The organism is Mycobacterium sp. 050128, from assembly GCF_036409155.1.
GTDB lineage: Bacteria > Actinomycetota > Actinomycetes > Mycobacteriales > Mycobacteriaceae > Mycobacterium.
This window is the reverse complement of sequence record NZ_JAZGLW010000001.1, coordinates 2,653,972-2,673,239: the sequence shown is the minus strand read 5'-3', so window position 1 is coordinate 2,673,239 and position 19,268 is coordinate 2,653,972. Positions and strand designations below refer to the sequence as shown.

Annotated in this window: 23 protein-coding genes; 10 read left to right on the top strand and 13 right to left on the bottom strand. The window is 67.1% G+C overall.

The window, feature by feature from the left end; genetic code table 11:
• Positions 1–100: 100 nt before the first annotated feature.
• Positions 101–718: an alpha-ketoglutarate-dependent dioxygenase AlkB gene (locus SKC41_RS12985; RefSeq protein WP_330977953.1), complete on the top strand. Its 618-nt coding sequence runs from the start codon at positions 101–103 to the stop codon at positions 716–718.
• Here SKC41_RS12985 and SKC41_RS12980 read toward each other — a convergent pair.
• The 3 genes from SKC41_RS12980 to SKC41_RS12970 are packed head-to-tail and all read right to left on the bottom strand — an operon-like array spanning position 715 to position 3,052.
• Positions 715–1,377 carry a DUF5642 family protein gene (locus SKC41_RS12980; RefSeq protein WP_330977952.1) on the bottom strand — a complete coding sequence of 221 codons (663 nt, stop codon included), beginning with the start codon at positions 1,375–1,377 and terminating at the stop codon, positions 715–717. The genes SKC41_RS12985 and SKC41_RS12980 overlap by 4 nt on opposite strands.
• Positions 1,378–1,405: 28 nt before the next feature.
• A complete protein-coding gene (locus SKC41_RS12975; protein WP_330977951.1) occupies positions 1,406–2,074 on the bottom strand; it encodes a DUF5642 family protein in 669 nt (222 codons plus the stop codon).
• 27 nt (positions 2,075–2,101) lie between these two features.
• The gene (locus SKC41_RS12970; protein ID WP_330978868.1) at positions 2,102–3,052 is read right to left on the bottom strand and encodes a GNAT family N-acetyltransferase; all 951 of its coding nucleotides are present in this window, start codon (positions 3,050–3,052) and stop codon (positions 2,102–2,104) included.
• 168 nt (positions 3,053–3,220) lie between these two features.
• Between SKC41_RS12970 and SKC41_RS12965 the strand changes: the two genes are divergently transcribed.
• A complete protein-coding gene (locus SKC41_RS12965; RefSeq protein ID WP_330977950.1) occupies positions 3,221–3,988 on the top strand; it encodes a WecB/TagA/CpsF family glycosyltransferase in 768 nt (255 codons plus the stop codon).
• On the opposite strand, the gene SKC41_RS12960 is transcribed toward SKC41_RS12965, so the two are convergent.
• The 5 genes from SKC41_RS12960 to SKC41_RS12940 all read right to left on the bottom strand — a co-directional run bounded on the left by SKC41_RS12960 (position 3,975) and on the right by SKC41_RS12940 (position 7,897).
• Entirely contained in the window at positions 3,975–4,499 is a 525-nt protein-coding gene (locus SKC41_RS12960) for a D-glycero-alpha-D-manno-heptose-1,7-bisphosphate 7-phosphatase (RefSeq protein WP_330977949.1), read from the bottom strand. The genes SKC41_RS12965 and SKC41_RS12960 overlap by 14 nt on opposite strands.
• A 2-nt stretch (positions 4,500–4,501) precedes the next feature.
• Entirely contained in the window at positions 4,502–5,119 is a 618-nt protein-coding gene (locus SKC41_RS12955; RefSeq protein ID WP_330977948.1) for a D-sedoheptulose-7-phosphate isomerase, read from the bottom strand.
• Entirely contained in the window at positions 5,107–6,123 is a 1,017-nt protein-coding gene (locus SKC41_RS12950; protein WP_330977947.1) for a GHMP family kinase ATP-binding protein, read from the bottom strand. Before SKC41_RS12950 ends, SKC41_RS12955 begins: the two co-directional genes overlap by 13 nt.
• Before the next feature lie 80 nt (positions 6,124–6,203).
• On the bottom strand, positions 6,204–6,905 hold the full coding sequence (locus tag SKC41_RS12945; protein ID WP_330977946.1) for a TIGR03943 family putative permease subunit: 702 nt from the start codon (positions 6,903–6,905) through the stop codon (positions 6,204–6,206).
• Positions 6,902–7,897, bottom strand: coding sequence for a permease (locus SKC41_RS12940; RefSeq protein WP_330977945.1), 996 nt, complete (start codon positions 7,895–7,897; stop codon positions 6,902–6,904). The genes SKC41_RS12945 and SKC41_RS12940 overlap by 4 nt, the downstream gene beginning before the upstream one ends.
• A gap of 118 nt (positions 7,898–8,015) precedes the next feature.
• On the opposite strand from SKC41_RS12940, the gene SKC41_RS12935 reads away from it, so the two are divergent.
• On the top strand, positions 8,016–8,774 hold the full coding sequence (locus SKC41_RS12935; protein WP_330977944.1) for a class I SAM-dependent methyltransferase: 759 nt from the start codon (positions 8,016–8,018) through the stop codon (positions 8,772–8,774).
• Between the two features lie 14 nt (positions 8,775–8,788).
• Here the strand turns inward: SKC41_RS12935 and SKC41_RS12930 are convergent, their stop codons facing one another.
• Positions 8,789–9,040 (bottom strand): hypothetical protein, encoded by a 252-nt coding sequence (locus SKC41_RS12930; RefSeq protein ID WP_330977943.1) that lies wholly within the window; start codon positions 9,038–9,040, stop codon positions 8,789–8,791.
• 109 nt (positions 9,041–9,149) lie between these two features.
• Complete coding sequence (locus tag SKC41_RS12925; protein ID WP_330977942.1) at positions 9,150–9,503, bottom strand: ArsR/SmtB family transcription factor; 354 nt, start codon at positions 9,501–9,503, stop codon at positions 9,150–9,152.
• 99 nt (positions 9,504–9,602) lie between these two features.
• Here SKC41_RS12925 and SKC41_RS12920 point away from each other — a divergent pair, with 99 nt between their 5' ends.
• The 7 genes from SKC41_RS12920 to SKC41_RS12890 all read left to right on the top strand — a co-directional run bounded on the left by SKC41_RS12920 (position 9,603) and on the right by SKC41_RS12890 (position 17,247).
• A complete protein-coding gene (locus SKC41_RS12920; protein ID WP_330977941.1) occupies positions 9,603–11,552 on the top strand; it encodes a heavy metal translocating P-type ATPase in 1,950 nt (649 codons plus the stop codon).
• Between the two features lie 75 nt (positions 11,553–11,627).
• Positions 11,628–12,125, top strand: a complete 498-nt coding sequence (locus SKC41_RS12915; RefSeq protein ID WP_330977940.1) for a DUF732 domain-containing protein — start codon at positions 11,628–11,630, stop codon at positions 12,123–12,125.
• 75 nt (positions 12,126–12,200) lie between these two features.
• On the top strand, positions 12,201–13,046 hold the full coding sequence (locus tag SKC41_RS12910; protein ID WP_330977939.1) for a mycofactocin-coupled SDR family oxidoreductase: 846 nt from the start codon (positions 12,201–12,203) through the stop codon (positions 13,044–13,046).
• 59 nt (positions 13,047–13,105) lie between these two features.
• The gene (locus SKC41_RS12905) at positions 13,106–13,504 is read left to right on the top strand and encodes an ArsR/SmtB family transcription factor (protein ID WP_330977938.1); all 399 of its coding nucleotides are present in this window, start codon (positions 13,106–13,108) and stop codon (positions 13,502–13,504) included.
• Positions 13,501–14,544, top strand: coding sequence for a cation diffusion facilitator family transporter (locus SKC41_RS12900; protein WP_330977937.1), 1,044 nt, complete (start codon positions 13,501–13,503; stop codon positions 14,542–14,544). Before SKC41_RS12905 ends, SKC41_RS12900 begins: the two co-directional genes overlap by 4 nt.
• A 19-nt stretch (positions 14,545–14,563) precedes the next feature.
• Positions 14,564–15,646 carry an NAD(P)H-dependent amine dehydrogenase family protein gene (locus tag SKC41_RS12895; protein WP_330977936.1) on the top strand — a complete coding sequence of 361 codons (1,083 nt, stop codon included), beginning with the start codon at positions 14,564–14,566 and terminating at the stop codon, positions 15,644–15,646.
• 59 nt (positions 15,647–15,705) lie between these two features.
• Positions 15,706–17,247, top strand: a complete 1,542-nt coding sequence (locus tag SKC41_RS12890) for a molybdopterin-dependent oxidoreductase (RefSeq protein WP_330977935.1) — start codon at positions 15,706–15,708, stop codon at positions 17,245–17,247.
• Positions 17,248–17,251: 4 nt separating this feature from the next.
• Here the strand turns inward: SKC41_RS12890 and SKC41_RS12885 are convergent, their stop codons facing one another.
• The 3 genes from SKC41_RS12885 to SKC41_RS12875 all read right to left on the bottom strand — a co-directional run bounded on the left by SKC41_RS12885 (position 17,252) and on the right by SKC41_RS12875 (position 19,093).
• The gene (locus tag SKC41_RS12885) at positions 17,252–17,452 is read right to left on the bottom strand and encodes a hypothetical protein (protein WP_330977934.1); all 201 of its coding nucleotides are present in this window, start codon (positions 17,450–17,452) and stop codon (positions 17,252–17,254) included.
• A 73-nt stretch (positions 17,453–17,525) separates the two neighbouring features.
• Complete coding sequence (locus SKC41_RS12880) at positions 17,526–17,882, bottom strand: nuclear transport factor 2 family protein (RefSeq protein ID WP_330977933.1); 357 nt, start codon at positions 17,880–17,882, stop codon at positions 17,526–17,528.
• Positions 17,879–19,093 (bottom strand): cytochrome P450, encoded by a 1,215-nt coding sequence (locus SKC41_RS12875; RefSeq protein WP_330977932.1) that lies wholly within the window; start codon positions 19,091–19,093, stop codon positions 17,879–17,881. The genes SKC41_RS12880 and SKC41_RS12875 overlap by 4 nt, the downstream gene beginning before the upstream one ends.
• Between the last annotated feature and the right edge of the window lie 175 nt (positions 19,094–19,268).

Sequence of the window (19,268 nt, the reverse complement as noted above, 5' to 3'; positions counted from 1 at the left end):
CGTAGCCGCGCGAAACAGGGCCGTCGCGTCACACCCGGGGCCGCGCTGGTAGCCCGGCGAGTCCCGGGCAGTCGAACGGATGTGCGATAGACTGTGCGGCGTGCGGACCCAGATATCAGGGGTACAGGGCTCGCTGTTCGAGCAGACCCAACGACGACACCTCGGCGACGGCGCCTTCATCGAGATCCGCGCCGGCTGGCTCAGCGACGACCCGTCCGGTTCTCAAGACCTGCTCGACGCGCTGCTGAACACCGTCGCGTGGCGGGCCGAACGCCGCCAGATGTACGACCGGGTGGTCGACGTGCCGCGACTGGTGAGCTTTCACGACCTGACCGTCGAAGACCCGCCCCACCCGCTGCTGGCGCGGCTGCGCCGCCGGCTCAACGACATCTACGCGGGCGAACTCGGCGAGCCCTTCACCACGATCGGACTGTGCTACTACCGCGACGGCGCCGACAGCGTCGCCTGGCACGGCGACACGATCGGTCGCAGCAGCAGCGAGGACACCATGGTGGCGATCATCAGTCTCGGCGCCACCCGGACATTCGCGATGCGCCCGCGCGGGGGCGGGCCGTCGCTGCGGCTGCCGCAGGCGCATGGGGACCTGCTGGTGATGGGCGGATCCTGCCAGCGCACCTGGGAGCACGCCGTTCCGAAGACCGCGCTGCCCAAGGGCCCGCGCATCAGCATCCAATTCCGGCCGCGCGACGTGCGCTAGGACGTGCGGATCGCGGCGACCGCTTTGACGAGCAGGTCGCGGGCGCGCTGCGTGTCGACCTTGGCGACGGGCTGGTCGGGCAAGACGAGCGGGTTGGCGATCACGATCACCTGGTAGTCGCCGAATTGCGCGGAGTAGTCGTAGAGCTCGCCGGTGCGGGGACCACTGGCGATCAGCGCCTGCAGGACGCGGTGCACGCCGAACGTATGCGTCCCGTCGATGTTCGGCGCGTCGATGACCTCGAGGCCGCCGCGCACGCCAGTCCCGGAGAACGCGACCTTGGTGCAGTCCTTACCCGGATCGTTGACCGGCAGCGGTTTGGAGGTTTCCACCGCGATCACGACATAGCGGTTCCCGCTACCCTCGGCGGATACCGCGGCCATGTTGCCCTGAACGTCCGGGGGCATGTCGGGTCCCGCCGCCAACTTCGCGCAGTTGGCGGGGTCGAACTTCAGCCCCTCGGGCAGCTTGCGGGCCGACAGTAGCTTGGGATCGATCGCCCGTTCCGAGATGTCGGTGACCTTGAACTCGGGCCCGAAGTCCGACTTCACACCGACGATCTTGGCGATGTCGGCGATGTCGGCGTTGGTCGGGGTGGCCTTCGATGAGCAACCGGCGAGCACGCACACCGCTGCGATCGCGCATACCAGTTTGGACACCGTGGCTAATCTACCCAAAGCCGGGCGTTCAGCCCCGCAACGTGGACACCGTTTTGACGAGCAGATCGGCGGCGAATTGCGGCGGCAACGCCGGCAGCGCCGACCCCGGATCGGTGGTCACCGTGGTGAAGGCGTAGTAGCCGCCCAGGTAGGCAATGAATGTGTATGCCCGCGAATCGATTTCGGTGCCCGACTCGACAGCGGATTTGATGTCGACGATCATGCCGAGGGTTTGCGCGTCGTCGATGCGCGGAGGGTCGGTGAGCTGGACGCTGGCGGTGGTGTGCTCGGCGGTCATGGCCCACTGGCCGCAGGCCTCGACGACGCCGCGGTCCAGGTCAATGTCTGGCAAAGTCACCACAGCCACGTTGATGATGCCGCCCGGACCCGAGGCGGACAGGCCCTGCGCGGATTGGTCGCGCCCCTTGCCGGGATCGGCGAGTACGGCGCATGACGCGGGCTTGGACGTCGCGTCCGGGTCAAGGCCCCAGATCACCCGCGGCGAGGCGCCGCTCGGAATGCCGGGCGTGGCCTCGTAATTGGGCGGCAGGTCACGAACGACTCGCTTGACGTTGGCGGGGTTGACGGTGGTGGAGTGCGCCGACGGCGTGGGCGTGACCGAGGGCCGGTGTGCCGGCGCGTGGCCGCATGCGGCCACCAACACCGTGAGCACCGCACCAAACCAGAACGGCCGCATGCGAAGTTGATATCACGAGACGCCGGATCAGCCGAGCGCCTCGATCACCTGTCGGGCAACGCGTTTGATTTCGTCGGCCAATCCACGCTTGATGCCCAGGTCGCGCCGGCGCGGCACGTCGATGACGGTGGTGATGACCCCGACGTCTTCGCGTTGCCAGATCGCGCCGTAGCGGTCCATGATCGTGCGCATCGGCAGATTGTCGGAAAGCATTCGCGCGGAGAACCTTTCGACTCCGTCAACCTCGGCGGCGATCGACAGCGCGCCGATCAGGAAGCTCCCGATCCCCCGGCCCTGGTAGGCGTCAGCGACGGTGAACGCGATCTCGGCGACCGTCGGATCCTTTTCGTCGCGGACGAAGCGCGCGTCGGCCACCGGGTCGTCGCCGTCGGTCACCACCCACACGAAATGGTCGACGTAGTCGACCTCGGACAGGTAGTGCATCAGCGCCGGCGAGGGCAGCCGGGCCGTCATGAACCGCCGATACAGCGTTTCGCTGGAGAACTGAATATGGCCGTGCACGGTGCGCACGTCGTCGCCCGGCAGCACCGGGCGCAGCAGCAGGTGGGTACCGTCGCGCATCCGTATCGGCAGGGGTGTGATGAAAGCGGCCAGCCGCTGGCGCACCATCCGCAGCAGCCGGGGCATGATGCCCGGGATGTGCACCAGCCGGGTGAACGCATCGTTGTCGCCGATCCAGCCGGTCAGCGGTTCGAGCGTGGTGACGGTCGCGATCCGGGGGCTGTCGCGCAGCAGGGCGATCTCGCCGATGATCGCGCCGGCGGAAGTCTCGCCGATCGCCACCGCGCCGTCGGCCCCGACGTGTCTGATCTCGGCGGCGCCCGAGGAGATCAGCAGAAACGACACGGCCTGCTCGCCCTGCTGCATCAGGACCTGTCCGGCCGCGGCGCGCAGCGGCTGCAGGGTGGCCGCCAACGGCTCCAAGTCTTCGATGGCGCATCCCTCGAAGATGTCCATCGCGGCGAGTTCTTCCGCCCGCGCACCGATCAGTTCGGCCACGGCGGCCCATCTTGCGGTCCGATTCGCTCAGGTTATGGCGTCGGCGGGCGGTGCAGCAACAACCGGACGAACCGATGTCGGGAGTTCGATGGAAGTTCGGCGCCAATCCGGTGAGAATCACGAGTCATGCAGCCAGCCAGGATCCGGGTGGGCGATCTTTGGTTCGACTCCCTCACCCTGCGTGACGCCGTCGACGTCGTGCGCAAGGCCTGGGCCGACGGCCGGGGCGGCTCGATCATCCCGGTGAACGTCGACGTGGCCGTCGCGGCCAGCCGCGACGGCGCACTCGCCGAGCTGATCGCGCGCGGATCCCTGGTCGTCGCCGACGGGATGCCGTTGGTGTGGGCGGCGCGGCTGCGGGGTGAGCCGCTGCCGGAGCGGGTGGCCGGTTCGTCGTTGATCCATCCGCTGAGTGCGGCCGCGGCCGCCGACGGCAAGTCGATCTATTTCTTCGGCGGCGCCGAGGGCATTCCGGAGCAGGCGGCCGCCGCGCTCGCCGCGCAATTTCCCAACCTGCGCGTCGCCGGCGCCCAGTCGCCGGCGTTCGGCTTCGACAAGACGGAGGACGGCACGCGGCAAGCGGTCGCGGCGGTGGTCGCCGCCAAACCCGATCTGGTCTTCGTCGGGTTGGGTTTCCCGCGGCAGGAACGCCTGATCGAACGGCTACGCGAAGAGCTGCCCGACGTATGGTGCCTGGCCTGCGGCGGCGGCATCGGCATGACGGCCGGCGCAGTCCGCCGGGCGTCCCCGCTACTGCAGCGACTCGGATTCGAATGGGTGCACCGGCTGATGCTCGAACCGCGCCGGCTGGCTCGCCGATACCTGCGCGACGATCTGCCGTTCGCGCTCGCGCTGGTGATCCGGTCGATCGTCGCCCGGTTCAGGCGAGGATGAGCCGCACGGCCGCGGCGAGGTCGTCGACGACGAAGTCGGCGTCCTCGCCGCCGCCGGCGCGCAGCAGGACGGTCGTCGCGCCGGCCGCTCGGCCGGCCGCCACGTCGGCGGCGCTATCGCCGATCATGACCGACTCGGCCAGATCGAATCCGTGTTCTGCCGCCGCACGAATCAGCATGCCGGCCAACGGTTTACGGCAGTCGCAGCTGTTCGCCGCGTGCGGGCAGTGATATTCGGCGTCCAGCCGGGCGCCCTGATCGGCGAGCAGTTGCCGCAGCCGGTCCTGGATGGTGTGGAAATGCGTAGGTTGAGCTGGCGGTTCGGACAGCCAGCGCTGGTTGGTCACCAGGACGGTGCGCAGGCCGGCCGCATTCAGCGCCGCGATCGCCTGGGCCGCGCCGGGCAAGAGAACCAATTCGTCGGGCGTCCGGATGTATTCGCCCTCGTCGGCCTTGACGTTGATGGTTCCGTCTCGGTCCAGGAAGACAGTACGGACGTTCTCCCAGCCCATCGTCAGGACGGACGGCGGAACAACGCGGCTTCGACCATTTCGCAAATGGTGTGGCCCAGGTGCAGGCACGCTTCCTGAATCCGGCCGGTGTCGGCACTGGGCACCCGAATGCAGATCTGGGCCACGTCGGCGACCTTGCCGCCGCGGGCGCCGGTCAGCGTCACGGTCGTCATCCCGGCCTGTCCGGCCGCCTCGAGCGCGCGCACCACGTTGGGCGAGTTGCCCGACGTGGTCAGGCCGACCACTACGTCGCCGGCCCGGCCGGCGGCCAGCACCTGGCGGGCGAACACCTCGTCGTAGGAGTAGTCGTTGCCGATCGCGGTGATCGCCGCGGTGGCGTCGGGAAGGCTGAGCGCGGCCAGGCCCGGTCGGTCGAACGCGAAGCGGCCCATCAGCTCGGCGGCCAGATGCCCCGCGTCTTGGGCGGAGCCGCCGTTGCCGAAGAAGATCACCTTGCCGTCGGCGCGCAGCGCGTCGATGATTACCCGCGCCACCTCGACGGTCTGCGCGGCGAATTCGCCCGACTGCAGCTGCTGCTTGACGGCGATCGTGTCGGCCAGCCGGGCCTGGACCGTCTCCACACTCGGCGCGACGACATCCGACCTACTCATGCCTGCCATGTGGTCAATCCCTTGCTCTCGAAAGCGAATTCGGTGATTCCGGCCCCCGCCCCCTCGAGGGCCTCGATGAGGCGGTGCTTCTTGGTGAAATCGCAGAACAGCAGGATGTAACCACCGCCACCGGCGCCGGTGATCTTGCCGCCGAGGGCGCCGTTATGCAACGCGAGGTCGTACAGCTCGTCGATGCGCGCGTTGGTGATGTAGGGCGACATCCGCTTCTTCTGGGTCCACGCCTCGCCGAGCAGGGCGCCGAAATCGTTGAGCTTGCCGGTCAGCAGTGCGGCCTTCATGGCCACCGCCAGCTCCTTCTGCGCGCGCAGCCCGGCAAGCGTGTCGTCGGCACCCGTGGTGGCGCGGCGGGTTTGGTCCTCGATCACGCGTGCGGAGTCCCGCGTGATGCCCGTGTAGCAGAGCAGCAGGCTGAGCTCGAGTTCGAACGCGATCTCGTCGCGCACGCGCAGCGGGTTGACGATCACCCGGTCGCTGAACTCGATGAAGTTGAATCCGCCGAATGTCGCGGCGTACATGTCCTGCAGGCCGCCCGCGATGCCGAGGTCGTCACGTTCGATGGCGCAGGCCAGCTGGGCGGTCTCGTATTCGCCCATCGGCGCGCGGTAGTGCTCGGCGAGCAGCCCGGTGAGCGCGACCATCATCGTCGACGACGAGCCCAACCCGGATCCAGGCGGAGCGCTCGACCGCAGCACCAAGTCGTAGCCGTCCGTCCCGTCGCGGCCGAACCGCCGTACCGCGGCCTTGATCAGGTCAAGGCTGCCGTCGTAGAGGATTTCGCTGTCGAGCGTCATCTCGTGGGTGGTCTTGAAGTCCACCGACTCGATGCTCACCTTGCGATCGGTACGCGGGGTCAGCGATCCGTAGGCGAAGCGGTCGATCGTCGCCGAAAGAACACAGCCACCTTCGAGCTCCGGGAAAGGCGGGACGTCGGTGCCGCCGCCGGCGAACGAGATCCGCAGCGGCGCACGGGCGCGGATCCGTGGGCGTGTCATCCAGAGTCCCCTCCGACGTGAATCGCTGAGCCGACCGTCGCGAGCCTAACAGGCTAACCAGCAGGTTTGTCCTGTTTGCGCTACGCGTAGGGGTTTGCCGGAGCGGGCACGGGCGTGACCGAGACGGCCCGCAGCGTCGGGATCGGCGGCGTATGGGGCTGGCGCTGTGCCGGCGTTATCACGCCCTCCACCCGCAGCCAGGTGTTGTCGGCGAAGTGCACCGTGTCACCGCCGTCGTGGTCGCGCAGGTGAATGCGGGCCAACTGGGCGTCGGCTGCGCAACAGATGATGACGATGCGGGCCAGGTCAACGCCGCCGGGTTCGTTGAGGGCGAAACCGGTGACGGTGATCAGCCGGTTGTTCAACGAGCCCGTGCTGTCGTTGGCCGAACGCACCACCGCCTCGGCCAGCGAGATCTCGGGCGCACGCCCTGGCGGTAACGGCGGAAATGCCACGCGCAGAGCGTCATTGGAGACGTTTGTCACCGTGGCGGCCTGCGGTCGCAAGGCCGGGGGCGTCACAAAGCACAGCACCACGATGGGCACCGCGAGCAACCACACCACGCCGCCGCGGTGGGCATGCCCGTCGTCGTGATCGCGGCCGCCGCGGCGGACGTCGCCGACGATGGACACCAGCGCGAGCGCGATCAGCAGCGCGGCGGTGAGAACCAGCCACGGCAACAGCGACGGCTTGACGTAGCGGGTGAACACGCCGGTGGCCACGATCAGGGCGATGCTCAGCCCGACCAGCAGCAGGATCGTGTTCTCGGTTTCGCGCTTCATCGAGAACCGCCCAGCAGCAGCACGCCGACTCCGGTGGCCGCCATCGTGGCCACGACGAAAGTCGCCGGGCCGAAGCGGGTGGCGAACGCCCGGCCGAACATGCCGGACTGCATCGCCAGCAGCTTGACGTCGACGGCGGGCCCGACCACCAGGAACACCAGCCGCGGAATCAGCGGCACCATCGTCAGGCTGGACGCCACGAACGCGTCGGCCTCCGAGCACACGGCCAGCGTGACGGCCAGCGTCGCCATCACGATGACGCCGAGAACCAGATGCGCGCCGACGTTTTCGAAGATCCACGGCGGCACCAGCACGTGCAGGGCCGCCGCGGCGGCGGCTCCCACCACCAGGTAGGCCGCCGCCTGCAGAAAGTCGTGCCGGGCCACTTCACAGAACACCAGCCACTTCGAGTCGGTCTCCGGGCTGTGCGAGCCGTGCTGCGGGAGCCGGCGGGTGATCCATTCGGTGCGCCCCCACCGCGACCACGCCCAGCCCATCACCACCGCGGTCAGCAGTGACGCGGCGACCCTGGCGATGACCATCTTCGGCTGACCCGGGAACGCGACGGCCGTCGCGACCACTACGACGGGGTTGATCGCGGGTGCGGCGAGCATGAACGTCAACGCCGCCGCTCCGGCCGCGCCGCCGTCGCCGAAGAGCCGCCGAGCCACCGGCACCGAGCCGCACTCGCAGCCCGGCAGCGCGGCCCCGGCCACGCCGGCGACGACGACCGCCGCGGCGGGTCGCCGGGGCAGCCAGCGCACCAGCCGTTCGGGTGACACGAACACCGCGATCAAACCGCTGACCACCACGCCCATGCCCAGAAACGGCACGGCCTGGACGAAGACACCGCAGAACACGGTGCCCGCGGTGGACAAGGCGGTGCTGTTGACGACGACGGCGCGCAACCACGTCCCCGCGATCGCGAACCCCACCAAACCGAAGACCAGGACTTCCATGGACCCGAAACGTGGTCGACGCTCGGCCCTCATCTAACGCACCCGACCCGAAATCTCATGATCATTGATGAAAATGATTATCACTATGACGGATCTCCGCCCGCACCCGGGCCGCGGGCGCGGCGGGGCTGTCCACTAGCGTCGGAACACGATGAGCCAGGATCCGGTCGAGACGACCCGCAGCCTGATGAGCCAGACCGCCCAGCTGCGACACGGTTTTCTCGACGTGCTGGGCGAATCGACCAGTGCGCCGGTGCCGACCGTCGCGCAGCGCGCCATGAACAGCCCGTTCGTCGCGACGGTCTACGAACGGCTGTGGCGACCGACCGCCTTCTACGCCGCCAGCGGCCTCACCCACCGGGCCGAACAGCGCCGGGCGGCGTCGGCCCTGCAGCTGCCGACCGCTCACCGACTGCTCGATGTTGCTTGTGGCCCAGGCAATTTCACCGCTCCCCTGGCCGCCGAACTGCCCGACGGCGGCCTGGCGGTCGGGTTCGATATCTCCGAGTCGATGCTGACGCGCGCCGTCGCCGACAACAGCGGGCCGCACACCTGTTACGTCCGCGGCGACGCCCGCGTGTTGCCGTTCGGCGACGAAACCTTCGACGCTGTTTGCTGTTTCGGTGCGCTGTACCTGATGCCCGAGCCGTTCCGGGTGGCCGCCGAGATGGTGCGGGTGCTGCGGCCCGGTGGCCGGATAGCGATCCTGACCAGCTATGCCCCCGACGTGGCCGCGGTGCGGCACCTGATGACCGCCGTCGCGCGCAGCATCGGTCTCACGGTGTTCGGCCGGCGCGACTTTGTCGACCTGTTCTCGTCGGCCGGGCTCGTCGACATCGAACAGCAGACGCAGCGCGCGGTGCAGTTCGTCGTCGCGGCCAAGCCGGCGGCAACGACCCAGGAGGCCTAGGAGGCCTGGGAAGCCTAGGACGCCGCCTTGGCGACGCCGAGAATCCGCACGACCGGCGTGCCCTCTTCGCACTCCAGGACCCAGGGATCGCCGCCGTTGACGGGCTCGGAGATCAGTGTGTACATGATGGGGGTGCCGACCCGATGCAACCTCTGGGTGCATTCGACCTGGAACAGCCGGTAGTCGCCGTCTTCATCGATGGCCAGCGAGAAACCCGGCTCAACGGATTCGACGGGAACCTTCTGCAGGTAGTACTCGATACTCATCTCCATCACATTAGAGCCGACAGCGTCTCTAATCCCGTGCCGAAACACTGTCTTATCAAATGTTCAGCTAAATTTTTCCGACCGCATCGCCAATTGCGGCCCTGACCAGCTAAGCCGTCGTGTCGGTGGCGCCGAGGCGCAGGTGCTCGATGTGGTAAACGGCCTCGTCGAGCAGGGAAGCGACGTGGTTGTCGTAGAGGCGATAGACGATGTTGCGGCCGTTGCGGTCGCCGGCAACCAGCCCGAGGGCGCGCAGCAGCCGCAATTGGTGAGACACCGCCGGCTGCTCCATGCCGACCGCCGTGGAGAGTTCGCCGACCGAGCATGGCGATTGCCGCAGCCGGGTGAGGATCATCAGTCGGTTGGGTGAGGCCAGCGCTTGGAGTGTCTCGGCGATTTTGATGGCAGAGACCGAGTCGAGCGTGGCCGGTGGCGTCACCCTGCCGTCGACTCCGTGTCCCATCGATCAATTGAAGCACGCGCCACAAACTGATGTGACATATGTAGAGCTGTACATGTATACATGGATGGGTAAGTTGCCGCCGGGGAAAGAGCCGCTTCGATGACGTGCACCACCGCGCAGCCGACGCGCACGCCCTTGTCGGACAGCGGGCCCGCCCGCATCTCGGGTCTGTGGTCGGTCGCATCCGTCCGATGGGCGACGGTCGCTTTGGTCCTGTTCATGGCCGGGCTCGCGACGCAGTTGCTTGACGCTCCTAGTTGGACCTGGTGGGTCTTGTACCTAGCCTGCTACCTGACCGGCGGCTGGGAACCTGCCTGGGAAGGCTTGCAGGCGTTGCGTTCTCGCACGCTGGATGTCGATCTGCTGATGGTGGTTGCCGCCATCGGCGCCGCAAGCATCGGCCAGATCTTCGACGGCGCACTGCTGATCGTCATTTTCGCCACGTCCGGCGCATTGGAAGACGCGGCGACCAAGCGCACCGAGGATTCGGTCAAGGGATTGCTAGACCTTGCACCCGATCGCGCCATCCGCCTCGACGCCAACGGTATCGAAGAATCGGTCAACGCCACCGACCTTCGTGTCGGCGACCTCGTCAGCGTGCGCCCCGGCGAACGCGTCGGCGCCGACGGTGTCGTTGTCGACGGCGTCTCCGATGTCGACCAGTCGTCGGTGACCGGGGAGCCGATGCCGATCGCAAAGTCGGCCCGCGACGAGGTTTTTGCCGGAACCCTCAATGGTGCTGGGGCACTTCGTATTCGCGTCACCAAAGACCCCTCCGACACCGTCGTCGCCCGCATCGTCGCCCTGGTCGCGGAGGCGTCGGCCACCAAAGCCAAGACGCAACTGTTCATTGAGAAGGTCGAGCAGCGCTATTCCGCGGGCGTCGTCGTGGCGACGCTCGCCCTGTTCGCGGTGCCCCTGATCCTCGGGGCCGACCTACGGTCCACGCTGCTTCGTGCGATGACGTTCATGATCGTGGCATCGCCGTGTGCGGTGGTGTTGGCGACCATGCCGCCGCTGCTCTCGGCGATCGCGAACGCCGGCCGGCGCGGTGTGCTGGTCAAGTCGGCGGTCGCGATGGAGCACCTGGCCGATACCACTGCGGTGGCCATCGACAAGACCGGCACACTCACGACGGGAACACCACAACTCACCGCCATCGCCGTGATCGAGGACCTCTGCTCCGATGACGATGTGCTGCGAATAGCGGCCAGCGCAGAGCAATTCAGCGAACATCCGCTCGGGCGCGCGATCGTTGCCGCCGCGCGCGCACGCGAGCTGCCCGTGGCGGAAGCCACCGATTTTCAGGCCCTTCCCGGTCGTGGCGTACGCGCACGTGTCGCGGACCGCAACATCGAAGTGCTGAGCCCGCGCGCATTTCACAGCAACCCGGCCGCGGCGGCCGACCTGGAACGCCAGGGCACCACGGCGGTTCTCGTCGTCGTCGATGGTGCGCCGCTGGGCGTTCTCGGACTCGACGACACCGTGCGCGAGGGAAGCGATGTGGTGGTCCGCGCCATCGCCGCGATCACCGCGGGACCACCGATCCTGCTGACCGGTGATACCCGCCCGGCAGCAGAGCATCTGGCCGCGCAGGTCGGGATCACCGATGTCCGCGCCGACCTGCTGCCCGATGACAAGGTCGCCGCGGTGCGCCAGCTCCAGGCCGACGGCCACCGGGTGTCGTTGGTCGGTGACGGCATCAACGACGCTCCCGCGATGGCCGCCGCGCACTCCTCGATTGCCATGGGCCGCAACGGAGCCGACCTCACCTTGGAAACCGCCGACGCCGTCACCGTCCGCGACGAACTCGCCACCATCCCGGCCGTCGTGGCGCTGGCCCGTCGGGCGCGCCGGGTCGTGATCGCCAATTTGGCCATCGCCGCGGCCTTCATCACCGGACTCGTCGTCTGGGACCTGTTCGGCCACCTGCCGCTGCCCCTCGGCGTCGCGGGCCACGAGGGGTCGACCATCATCGTCGCGCTCAACGGATTGCGACTCCTGAGCGGTCGGGCCTGGCCGACGGCTCCCGATGCACCCGGATCGTGATGTAACGGATTGACGATCGTTACCGAAGACAGGGGCAGTGCATGGTTGTGCACTCGCCTGACTCCTAGGAGCGATATGACCGCACTGACGATGTTCCGCCCATGGACTACCCAGACGGTTCGTCGCTCCCTTGCGGTTCGCCAACCGACGGCATGGGCAGGTTTCATCGATGCGGCGTCGGGGGTGGTTCGCCCACTGGCGGTTGCGGCCGGCATCCTCGCGGCCGGAGCAACGCTGCCTGCGCTCGCCCAGGCCGACACGTCCGGCGACGCGATCACCACCGCGCTGAACGGCGCGGGAATCGGCAACAACGGCTCGCAGAGCAACGCCATTGCCGGACTCGGCCAGTCAATTTGCCCGGCCTTGGTAAAGCCGGGTGCGACGGTCGCGACCGTAGCATCGCAACTGTCTGGGAAAACTGGGCTTTCGGCGACCATGGCCGGGCTGGTCACCAGCATGGCCATCCAGATGGAATGCCCGGGCGTGCTGACCTCGCTTGCCAACGGGAAGATGCCGTTCCCGCTGATGGGCGCCGGCCCCGCGCCCAGTCCGTTTCAGTTTCCCGGCCACTAACCCCGCAGTGGCCTGGCGGGCCACGATCAGGGCTATCGTCTCGGTGAAAGTTATCGATCGGTAGGAAGGGTCACGATGACGAAGGCCGTTGGCAGAGTGGCCGGCAAAGTCGCGTTCATCACGGGTGCGGCGCGCGGCCAAGGTCGAGAACATGCCGTCCGCCTCGCCGAGGAAGGCGCCGACATCATCGCCGTGGACATGTGTGGCGACATCGAGGGCGTGAGCTATCCGGGAGCCACGCAGGACGATCTCGACGAAACCGTGGCCCTGGTCGAGAAATTGGACCGGCGCATCGTGGCCACCAAGGCCGATGTCAGAAACCTCGTGAGCCTGCGCGAGGCGTTGCAACGAGGAATCGACGAATTGGGCCGGCCCGATGTCGTGATTGCCAACGCCGGCATCAGCGGCAGTCCCGCGCCCGCCGCGATGATCGAAGAAGCCGCCTGGCAGACGATGCTCGACATCAATCTCACCGGGGTTTGGCACACCGTCAAGGTGGCGGTACCGCACATGTCCGACGGCCGCGGCGGCTCCATCATCCTGGTGAGCTCCATGTTGGGACTCCGCGGCGGCGGGTACATGGCGCACTACGCCTCGGCGAAGCACGGCGTCGTCGGCTTGATGAACTCGCTCGCGAACGAGCTTGCGCCTCAGTTGATTCGAGTCAATTCGATCCACCCCGGCAACATACGGACGCCGATGATCGACAACGAGCAATTCCACCGCATGCTGCGGCCCGACCTCCCCAACCCCACGATGGACGACACGGCCGCCGTGCTCGGCCACTTCCATATGCTGCCGGTGCCGGTCATCGAGGCGAGCGCGGTCAGTAACGCCGTGCTGTTTCTCGCCTCCGACGAGTCGCGGTACATCACCGGCGCCGCGTTGCCGATCGATGCCGGGGCTGTCGCGAAGTTCTGACGGCCGCTCAGGGCGCCTTCGCGAAGGCGGCGCCGAGCCGGATAAGCTACTATCTACGTATGCATGCAGATAGTGGCGCAGCGGACCTTGCCGAGGATCAGGTCAGCCTGATCGTCGAGGTCTTCCGAATGTTGGCCGACGCCACCCGCATTCGGGTGTTGTGGGCGCTGACCGAGGGCGAGTCGTCGGTCAACGACCTGGCCGAAAAGGTGGACAAGCCCGCGCCGTCGGTGTCCCAGCATCTGGCCAAGCTGCGGATGGCTCGGCTGGTGCGCACCCGCCGGGCCGGCACCACGATCTTCTACAGCCTGGAAAACGAGCACGTCCGTCAACTGGTCATCGATGCGGTGTTCAACGCCGAACATGCCGGTCCCGGCGTGCCGTCGCACCACCGCAGCGACCCCAAAGTTCGGGCCATCACGACCGATCGACGGCCCCGAAAGGCCAACGCGCGATGAGCGATCACGGGCACGACCACTCGCACGGACACGATCACGATCATCCGAAGGGATTGCGGGGCGCGATCAAGGAGATTTTCGCGCCACATTCGCACGACGCCGCCGACAGCTTTGACAGCGAGTTGGAATCCAGCGCCGACGGTATCCGCGCGGTCAAGATCAGCCTGCTGGTGCTGGGCGCCACCGCCGTCGCGCAGATCGTCGTGGTGATCCTGTCCGGCTCCATCGCCTTGGCCGCCGACACCATCCACAACTTCTCCGACGCTCTGACCGCCGTGCCGCTGTGGATCGCGTTTGCGTTGAGCACCAAGGCCGCAACGCGCCACTATACCTACGGCTTTGGCCGGGCGGAAGACCTGGCCGGACTGTTCGTGGTCGCGATGATCACCCTGTCGGCGATAATCGCCGGGTACGAGGCCGTCGAGCGGCTGATCAATCCGCGGCCCATCGGGCACGTCGGCTGGGTCGCGGTGGCCGGACTGCTCGGGTTCATCGGAAACGAATGGGTGGCGCTCTACCGCATCCGGGTCGGACGCCGTATCGGCTCGGCGGCGCTCGTCGCCGACGGCCTGCACGCGCGCACCGATGGCTTTACCTCGCTGGCGGTGCTGGTCGGCGCCGGCGGCGTGGCTTTGGGCTTCCCCCTCGCCGATCCGATCGTCGGCCTGGCGATCACGGTGGCCATTCTGGCCGTGCTGCGCACGGCGGTGCGAGATGTGTTCCGTCGCCTGATGGACGGTGTCGATCCGAAGCTCGTCGACACTGCCGAGGCCGCGCTGGCCGCCCGGCCCGGCGTGCGCTCGGTGCGCAGTGTGCGGATGCGCTGGATCGGACACCGGCTACACGCCGATGCCGAACTCGACATCGATCCGGCGCTGAGTTTGGCTGCGGCACATCAGATTGCGCACGAAGCCGAACACGACTTGATCCACGCGGTGCCCAAGCTGACCACCGCGATGATCCATGCCTATCCCGCCGGCGGCACCAATGCGGCTCAGGAACATCGCGAGAGCGTCGCGTCGCACACTCATCACCACTGACGAGCCGGAAGGGACACCGATGACAGAGCCGCTGCGCATCATCCCGTGGGGCACCGGAACGGTGGGCTCCGAGATCGTCACGACCATCATCGATCACCGGCCCGACTTGCAAATCGTCGGCGCACGCGTCTATTCCGACGCAAAAGACGGAGTCGACGTCGGCACCCTGGTGGGTCGCGACCCGATCGGCGTCGCCGCGACCACTGATGTCGACAAGGTCATGGAGCTCGCCGCGGACTGCGTGCTCTACACGCCGCGAAACACCAACCTCGACGAGGTGTGCGCATTGCTGCCCAGTGGGAAAAACGTTGTGACAACGGCATTCCTGTTCCATCCGCGCCGCATCACACCTGCCGATCGCCATCGGGTGCTGGAGGCCTGCCGGGCCGGCGACACGACGGTTCACGGCAGCGGGTTGAACCCCGGGAACCTCTCCGGCGCACTACCGCTGACGCTTTCGGGCATGTGCCGCACCATCGACAAGATCACGCTCCAGGAACGCGCCGACTGGTCGGTCTACGAAAGCACGTCAATCACGTTCGACAACATGCGCTTTGGCCAACCGGTCGAGGAGATCAGTCCACAAGCCAGCGAGTTCCTCGCCTTCAACAGCGGTATCTTCACCGAACAGGTCTGGTTTCTGGCCGACACACTCAATGCCGACATCGACGAGGTCACCGCGACGGTGGAGGCGGTTCCCGCCCGCGAGGATCATCAGATATTCGATCATGTGCTGCGCGCGGGAACCACTGCGGGGCAACGGTGGAGGTGGTCGGGCCGGCGCCACGGCGAGGTGCTCGTCGAGATAGAGACGCTGTGGACCGTCGGTGGCGAGTACCCGGAGAACTGGCCCAAACCCCAGGACGGGTGGACGCTGACGATCGAGGGCGACCCCTCGATGCGGACCCACTTCTTCTGCCTGGCGAGCTTTACCCGCGCGGCGAGCATGGCAGAGCACGTCCGCTCGGCAAGCGTGGCCACCGGCATGCAGGTGCTCAATGCCGTCCCCGCGATCTGCGCAGCCCCACCGGGCTTCGCCACCGCGGCAACGCTGCCCCTGATTCGCAGCCATGTCGGATTCGGTAACACGGCCAAGGCGTGATTGGCTGCCCGGCAAGCTTTTTGCGGTGGCTTAGCTGACGCGCGAGTACAGTGATTCCGATGGCTGCCGCGACGTCGAATGAGCGGATGATCGCCGGGGTTGCCGCCGCGGCCGTCTCGCTCGGGGTAGCTGCGCTGGTGGGCATCCCGTTCGGCGCGCGGGCGGATGCTCGCGCCGCGACCGGCTCGGTGATCGTGGACCTGACCCCGGGGCCCGTCAAAGAGTGGGCGATTCAGACCCTGGGCTCGCTGGACAAGATCTTCTTGGCGATCGTCGTGCTCGTGGTGATCGCGACGATCGCGGCGGTCGCCGGCAGCTTCGAAACCAAGCGCCGTCCCGTGGGCAGCGCGGTAATCGCCGCGGCGGGCTTCCTCGGCTGCGCGGCAGTGCTATCGCGGCAGGGCGCGGCGTTGCCCGACACGATCCCCACGGTCGCGGGCGCCGTCTGCGGCGTGGCGGCCCTGCGCTTTCTCACCCGCCGGGTCCGGCCGAAAGAACCAACCGCCGATGCCGACGGCGACGAGCCGGACGCACGCAGACGCGCGCTGGTGGCGTACGGATTGCTCGGATTCGGCGTGGTGAGCGGTGTCGTGGGTGCGGTCCTCACACGGTTGGTACATTCGGTGGCCGCCGACCGCAACGCCGTCACGCTTCCCACCCCGCGGGTACCGGCTGCACCCATACCCGCCGATGTGCAACCGAAAGGCGTCGCGCTCCCGAGCTTCGTCACCGCTAGCGGCGACTTTTACCGGGTGGACACCGCGCTAAGTGTTCCGCAACTCAGCCACGGCGACTGGCGGTTGCGCATCCACGGCATGGTGGATCGCGAGGCTACCTACAGCTTCGAGGACCTGGCCCGTTTCGAAGTCGTCGAATCAGCGACGACGTTGACCTGTGTGTCGAATCCCGTTGGTGGAAAGCTGATTTCGACGGGCGTGTGGACGGGCTACCGGGTGGCCGACCTGCTTGCGGCAGCCGGTGTGCACGCAAACGCCGATATGGTGCTCTCCACCTCGATCGACGGATTCACCGCGGGTACGCCGGTGCAGGCCCTCACCGATGGCCGCGACGCGCTGCTGGCGGTGGGCCTGAACGGTCAGCCGCTGCCGGTCGAGCACGGTTACCCGGCTCGGCTGGTGGTGCCCGGGCTCTACGGGTATGTGTCCGCCACCAAGTGGGTCGTCGACTTGGAGCTGACTCGATTCGACAAAGCAAAGGCGTACTGGACACGGTTCGGCTGGGCAGCGCAGGCGCCGATCAAGACCGAGTCGCGCGTCGACGTGCCGACAGACGGCCAGAAACTGCCGAGAGGATCCGTCGTGTTCGGTGGGGTGGCGTGGGCACAGAATCGGGGGGTGCGGGGCGTGGAGATCCGCATCGACAACGGTGAATGGCAGCCCGCCGAACTGGGCGCCAGCTATTCCAACGCGACGTGGCGATTGTGGAGCTTCCCATGGCAGGCGAAAACCCCTGGGAATCACAGCATTACGGTGCGCGCCACCGACAACTCCGGAGCCACCCAAACAGCGGATCAGGTTGGCAGCATCCCCGACGGCGCCACCGGCTGGCACACGGTGGAGTTCACCGTGACGGAGAACTAGCGAACTATTTCGACTTGAGTTTGCGCCAACTGAATACCGCGATCCCGATGCCGATCACCACCGTGATCGGACCGATGATCGACCAGGTGGTGGTGTTGCTCATCGGGCTGCCACCCAACACCCCGAATCCCTGCAGTGCCCAGATCAGACCGAACACCGCGACGAGCAATCCGAACGCGAATGTGACAACGAAAGCCCTACTCATACGAGAAGCCTAGGCGCCGCAGCCCAGATGGCCCACCCTCCGGCCCGAATGAGCCGGCTGGCGTTCGTTGCAATCATGAACACGGGGCCGCTTGGCCAGGCGCACTACCGCCCACCCTCTTCATTCGCGATGTGGGCTCCCGCTCCGGCCTGATGATCACTTGCGCCTCATCTTCGTTGAGGTCGATCTCGGGTGTATGGACCTGGTGAGCGGTCTTTGACCCGGCCACAAGGGATTGCAGCAGCGCCAGTGTCTCGTCGCGTCCCACGGTCATTTGCGGTTCGGAATGTCCGTCACCCATCCCGAATTCGATGTCTTCGGTCATCAATGCCGCTAGGCCGTTCCAGTCCCGCGTGTCGAGGGTTCGGCAGTACTTGGCCTTGGCTTGGGTTAGCTCGTAGCAGGCGATCAACTCTGCTTGCTCGGTCATCTGACCGCCAGTTCGAGATGGTCGAGTCGGCGGACGAGGATGCTGGGCAGCCAGTGTCCGACGTCGGTTGCCTCGATCCAGGTCGTCTGTTCCAGCAGCGTCCGCAAGACGATCTGGGCCTCCAAACGTGCCAGTGCGGCCCCGACGCAGAAGTGTGCGCCCTTGCCGAAGGTGATGTGCCCTTTGGCGCCGCTGCGGTCCAGCCGGAACTCGTTGGGGTTGTCGAACTGCCGGGGGTCGCGGTTGGCGGCCCCCCACATCAACAGCAGGCGCGAATCGGCGGGCACGTCGACGCCGCCCAGCGTGGTGTCTCGTATCACGTGGCGGTAGTGGCCGCGAAACGGCGACTCGTAGCGCAGTGTCTCTTCGATGAAAGCACCCAGCAGGTCGGGATGGGCGCGGACCTGTTCTTGAATATGGCTCTGGGTCACCAGGATCCAGGCGGCGCTCCCCAGTAGCGACGCGGTCGATTCGCCCGCCGCGCTGAACAAGGTGAGCATGATCCCAAGCGCCGGGAACTGCTCCAGTTCGCCAGAGGCGTGGCGGGCGGCGAGGTCGCCGATGAGGCCCGGCGCAGGGCGTTCCCCGGCACTCGCGAAGTGCTCCATCACATACCCGGACAGCTCCATCGCGGCCACGCCCGCGGCTTCGAGTTGGGTCGGGCTCACGACGCCGTCGAGCAGAGTGGTGGTGGCATACCCCAGTCGGATCAGCATGTCGACGTCGTCGTCGGGCAGCCCAAGTAGGCGGGCGACCACCATCATCGGGAGCCGATTGGCCATGGCGCTCATCCACTCGATCCGACCGTCGACCAACCCGTCGGACCACAGTTTGATCGCCGTGGCTTCGGCGAACCCCTCGATGACACGTATTCGCCTGGCCGAGAGGTGGGGCAGCAGCATCTTGCGGTGCGCGTCGTGCACGGGATCGTCCGCGGTGGCCAGGGCGTGCATCGGACCGCCGAGTGGGCCCATGTCGAACGGGGTGACGGTGCCGTCGTCGTGGTAGACCATCGTCGCGGTGAGGTTCGACGAGAAATCCTCGACCCGGTTGACGGCCTCGGTGACGGCGTCCCAGCCGCATACCGCGTGGAAGACCGAATCCCCGATGCGATGAACCGGTGCTTGGTCGCGCATCCGGTCATAGAGCGGGTAGGGGTCCTGCAAGGCCGCGGTGCCGAAGAAGTCCGTCGCGTCCGCCAAGAGCGTCATGCGCTCAGGGTGAATGCGGCGTGCACCTGCGTCAACGGTGTACAGCGAACATGCAAACCGAGTCGATACGGGCGCCGCCGCGCGCTTCTCAGGCCGATCAGCCGACCAGCGACTTCCCTGATAAATCGACTGGAATTCTTCTCACAGTGATAAAACAACTTCATGGGTTCTCGGC

Coding starts and splice junctions, on each gene's coding strand:
- SKC41_RS12975 (WP_330977951.1), bottom strand. CDS start 2,074: ATGCGGCCGTTCTGGTTTGGTGCGGTGCTCACGGTGTTGGTGGCCGCA.
- SKC41_RS12970 (WP_330978868.1), bottom strand. CDS start 3,052: ATGGACATCTTCGAGGGATGCGCCATCGAAGACTTGGAGCCGTTGGCG.
- SKC41_RS12965 (WP_330977950.1), top strand. CDS start 3,221: ATGCAGCCAGCCAGGATCCGGGTGGGCGATCTTTGGTTCGACTCCCTC.
- SKC41_RS12960 (WP_330977949.1), bottom strand. CDS start 4,499: ATGGGCTGGGAGAACGTCCGTACTGTCTTCCTGGACCGAGACGGAACC.
- SKC41_RS12955 (WP_330977948.1), bottom strand. CDS start 5,119: ATGGCAGGCATGAGTAGGTCGGATGTCGTCGCGCCGAGTGTGGAGACG.
- SKC41_RS12950 (WP_330977947.1), bottom strand. CDS start 6,123: ATGACACGCCCACGGATCCGCGCCCGTGCGCCGCTGCGGATCTCGTTC.
- SKC41_RS12945 (WP_330977946.1), bottom strand. CDS start 6,905: ATGAAGCGCGAAACCGAGAACACGATCCTGCTGCTGGTCGGGCTGAGC.
- SKC41_RS12940 (WP_330977945.1), bottom strand. CDS start 7,897: ATGAGGGCCGAGCGTCGACCACGTTTCGGGTCCATGGAAGTCCTGGTC.
- SKC41_RS12935 (WP_330977944.1), top strand. CDS start 8,016: ATGAGCCAGGATCCGGTCGAGACGACCCGCAGCCTGATGAGCCAGACC.
- SKC41_RS12930 (WP_330977943.1), bottom strand. CDS start 9,040: ATGAGTATCGAGTACTACCTGCAGAAGGTTCCCGTCGAATCCGTTGAG.
- SKC41_RS12925 (WP_330977942.1), bottom strand. CDS start 9,503: ATGGGACACGGAGTCGACGGCAGGGTGACGCCACCGGCCACGCTCGAC.
- SKC41_RS12920 (WP_330977941.1), top strand. CDS start 9,603: ATGACGTGCACCACCGCGCAGCCGACGCGCACGCCCTTGTCGGACAGC.
- SKC41_RS12915 (WP_330977940.1), top strand. CDS start 11,628: ATGACCGCACTGACGATGTTCCGCCCATGGACTACCCAGACGGTTCGT.
- SKC41_RS12910 (WP_330977939.1), top strand. CDS start 12,201: ATGACGAAGGCCGTTGGCAGAGTGGCCGGCAAAGTCGCGTTCATCACG.
- SKC41_RS12905 (WP_330977938.1), top strand. CDS start 13,106: ATGCATGCAGATAGTGGCGCAGCGGACCTTGCCGAGGATCAGGTCAGC.
- SKC41_RS12900 (WP_330977937.1), top strand. CDS start 13,501: ATGAGCGATCACGGGCACGACCACTCGCACGGACACGATCACGATCAT.
- SKC41_RS12895 (WP_330977936.1), top strand. CDS start 14,564: ATGACAGAGCCGCTGCGCATCATCCCGTGGGGCACCGGAACGGTGGGC.
- SKC41_RS12890 (WP_330977935.1), top strand. CDS start 15,706: ATGGCTGCCGCGACGTCGAATGAGCGGATGATCGCCGGGGTTGCCGCC.
- SKC41_RS12885 (WP_330977934.1), bottom strand. CDS start 17,452: ATGAGTAGGGCTTTCGTTGTCACATTCGCGTTCGGATTGCTCGTCGCG.
- SKC41_RS12880 (WP_330977933.1), bottom strand. CDS start 17,882: ATGACCGAGCAAGCAGAGTTGATCGCCTGCTACGAGCTAACCCAAGCC.
- SKC41_RS12875 (WP_330977932.1), bottom strand. CDS start 19,093: ATGACGCTCTTGGCGGACGCGACGGACTTCTTCGGCACCGCGGCCTTG.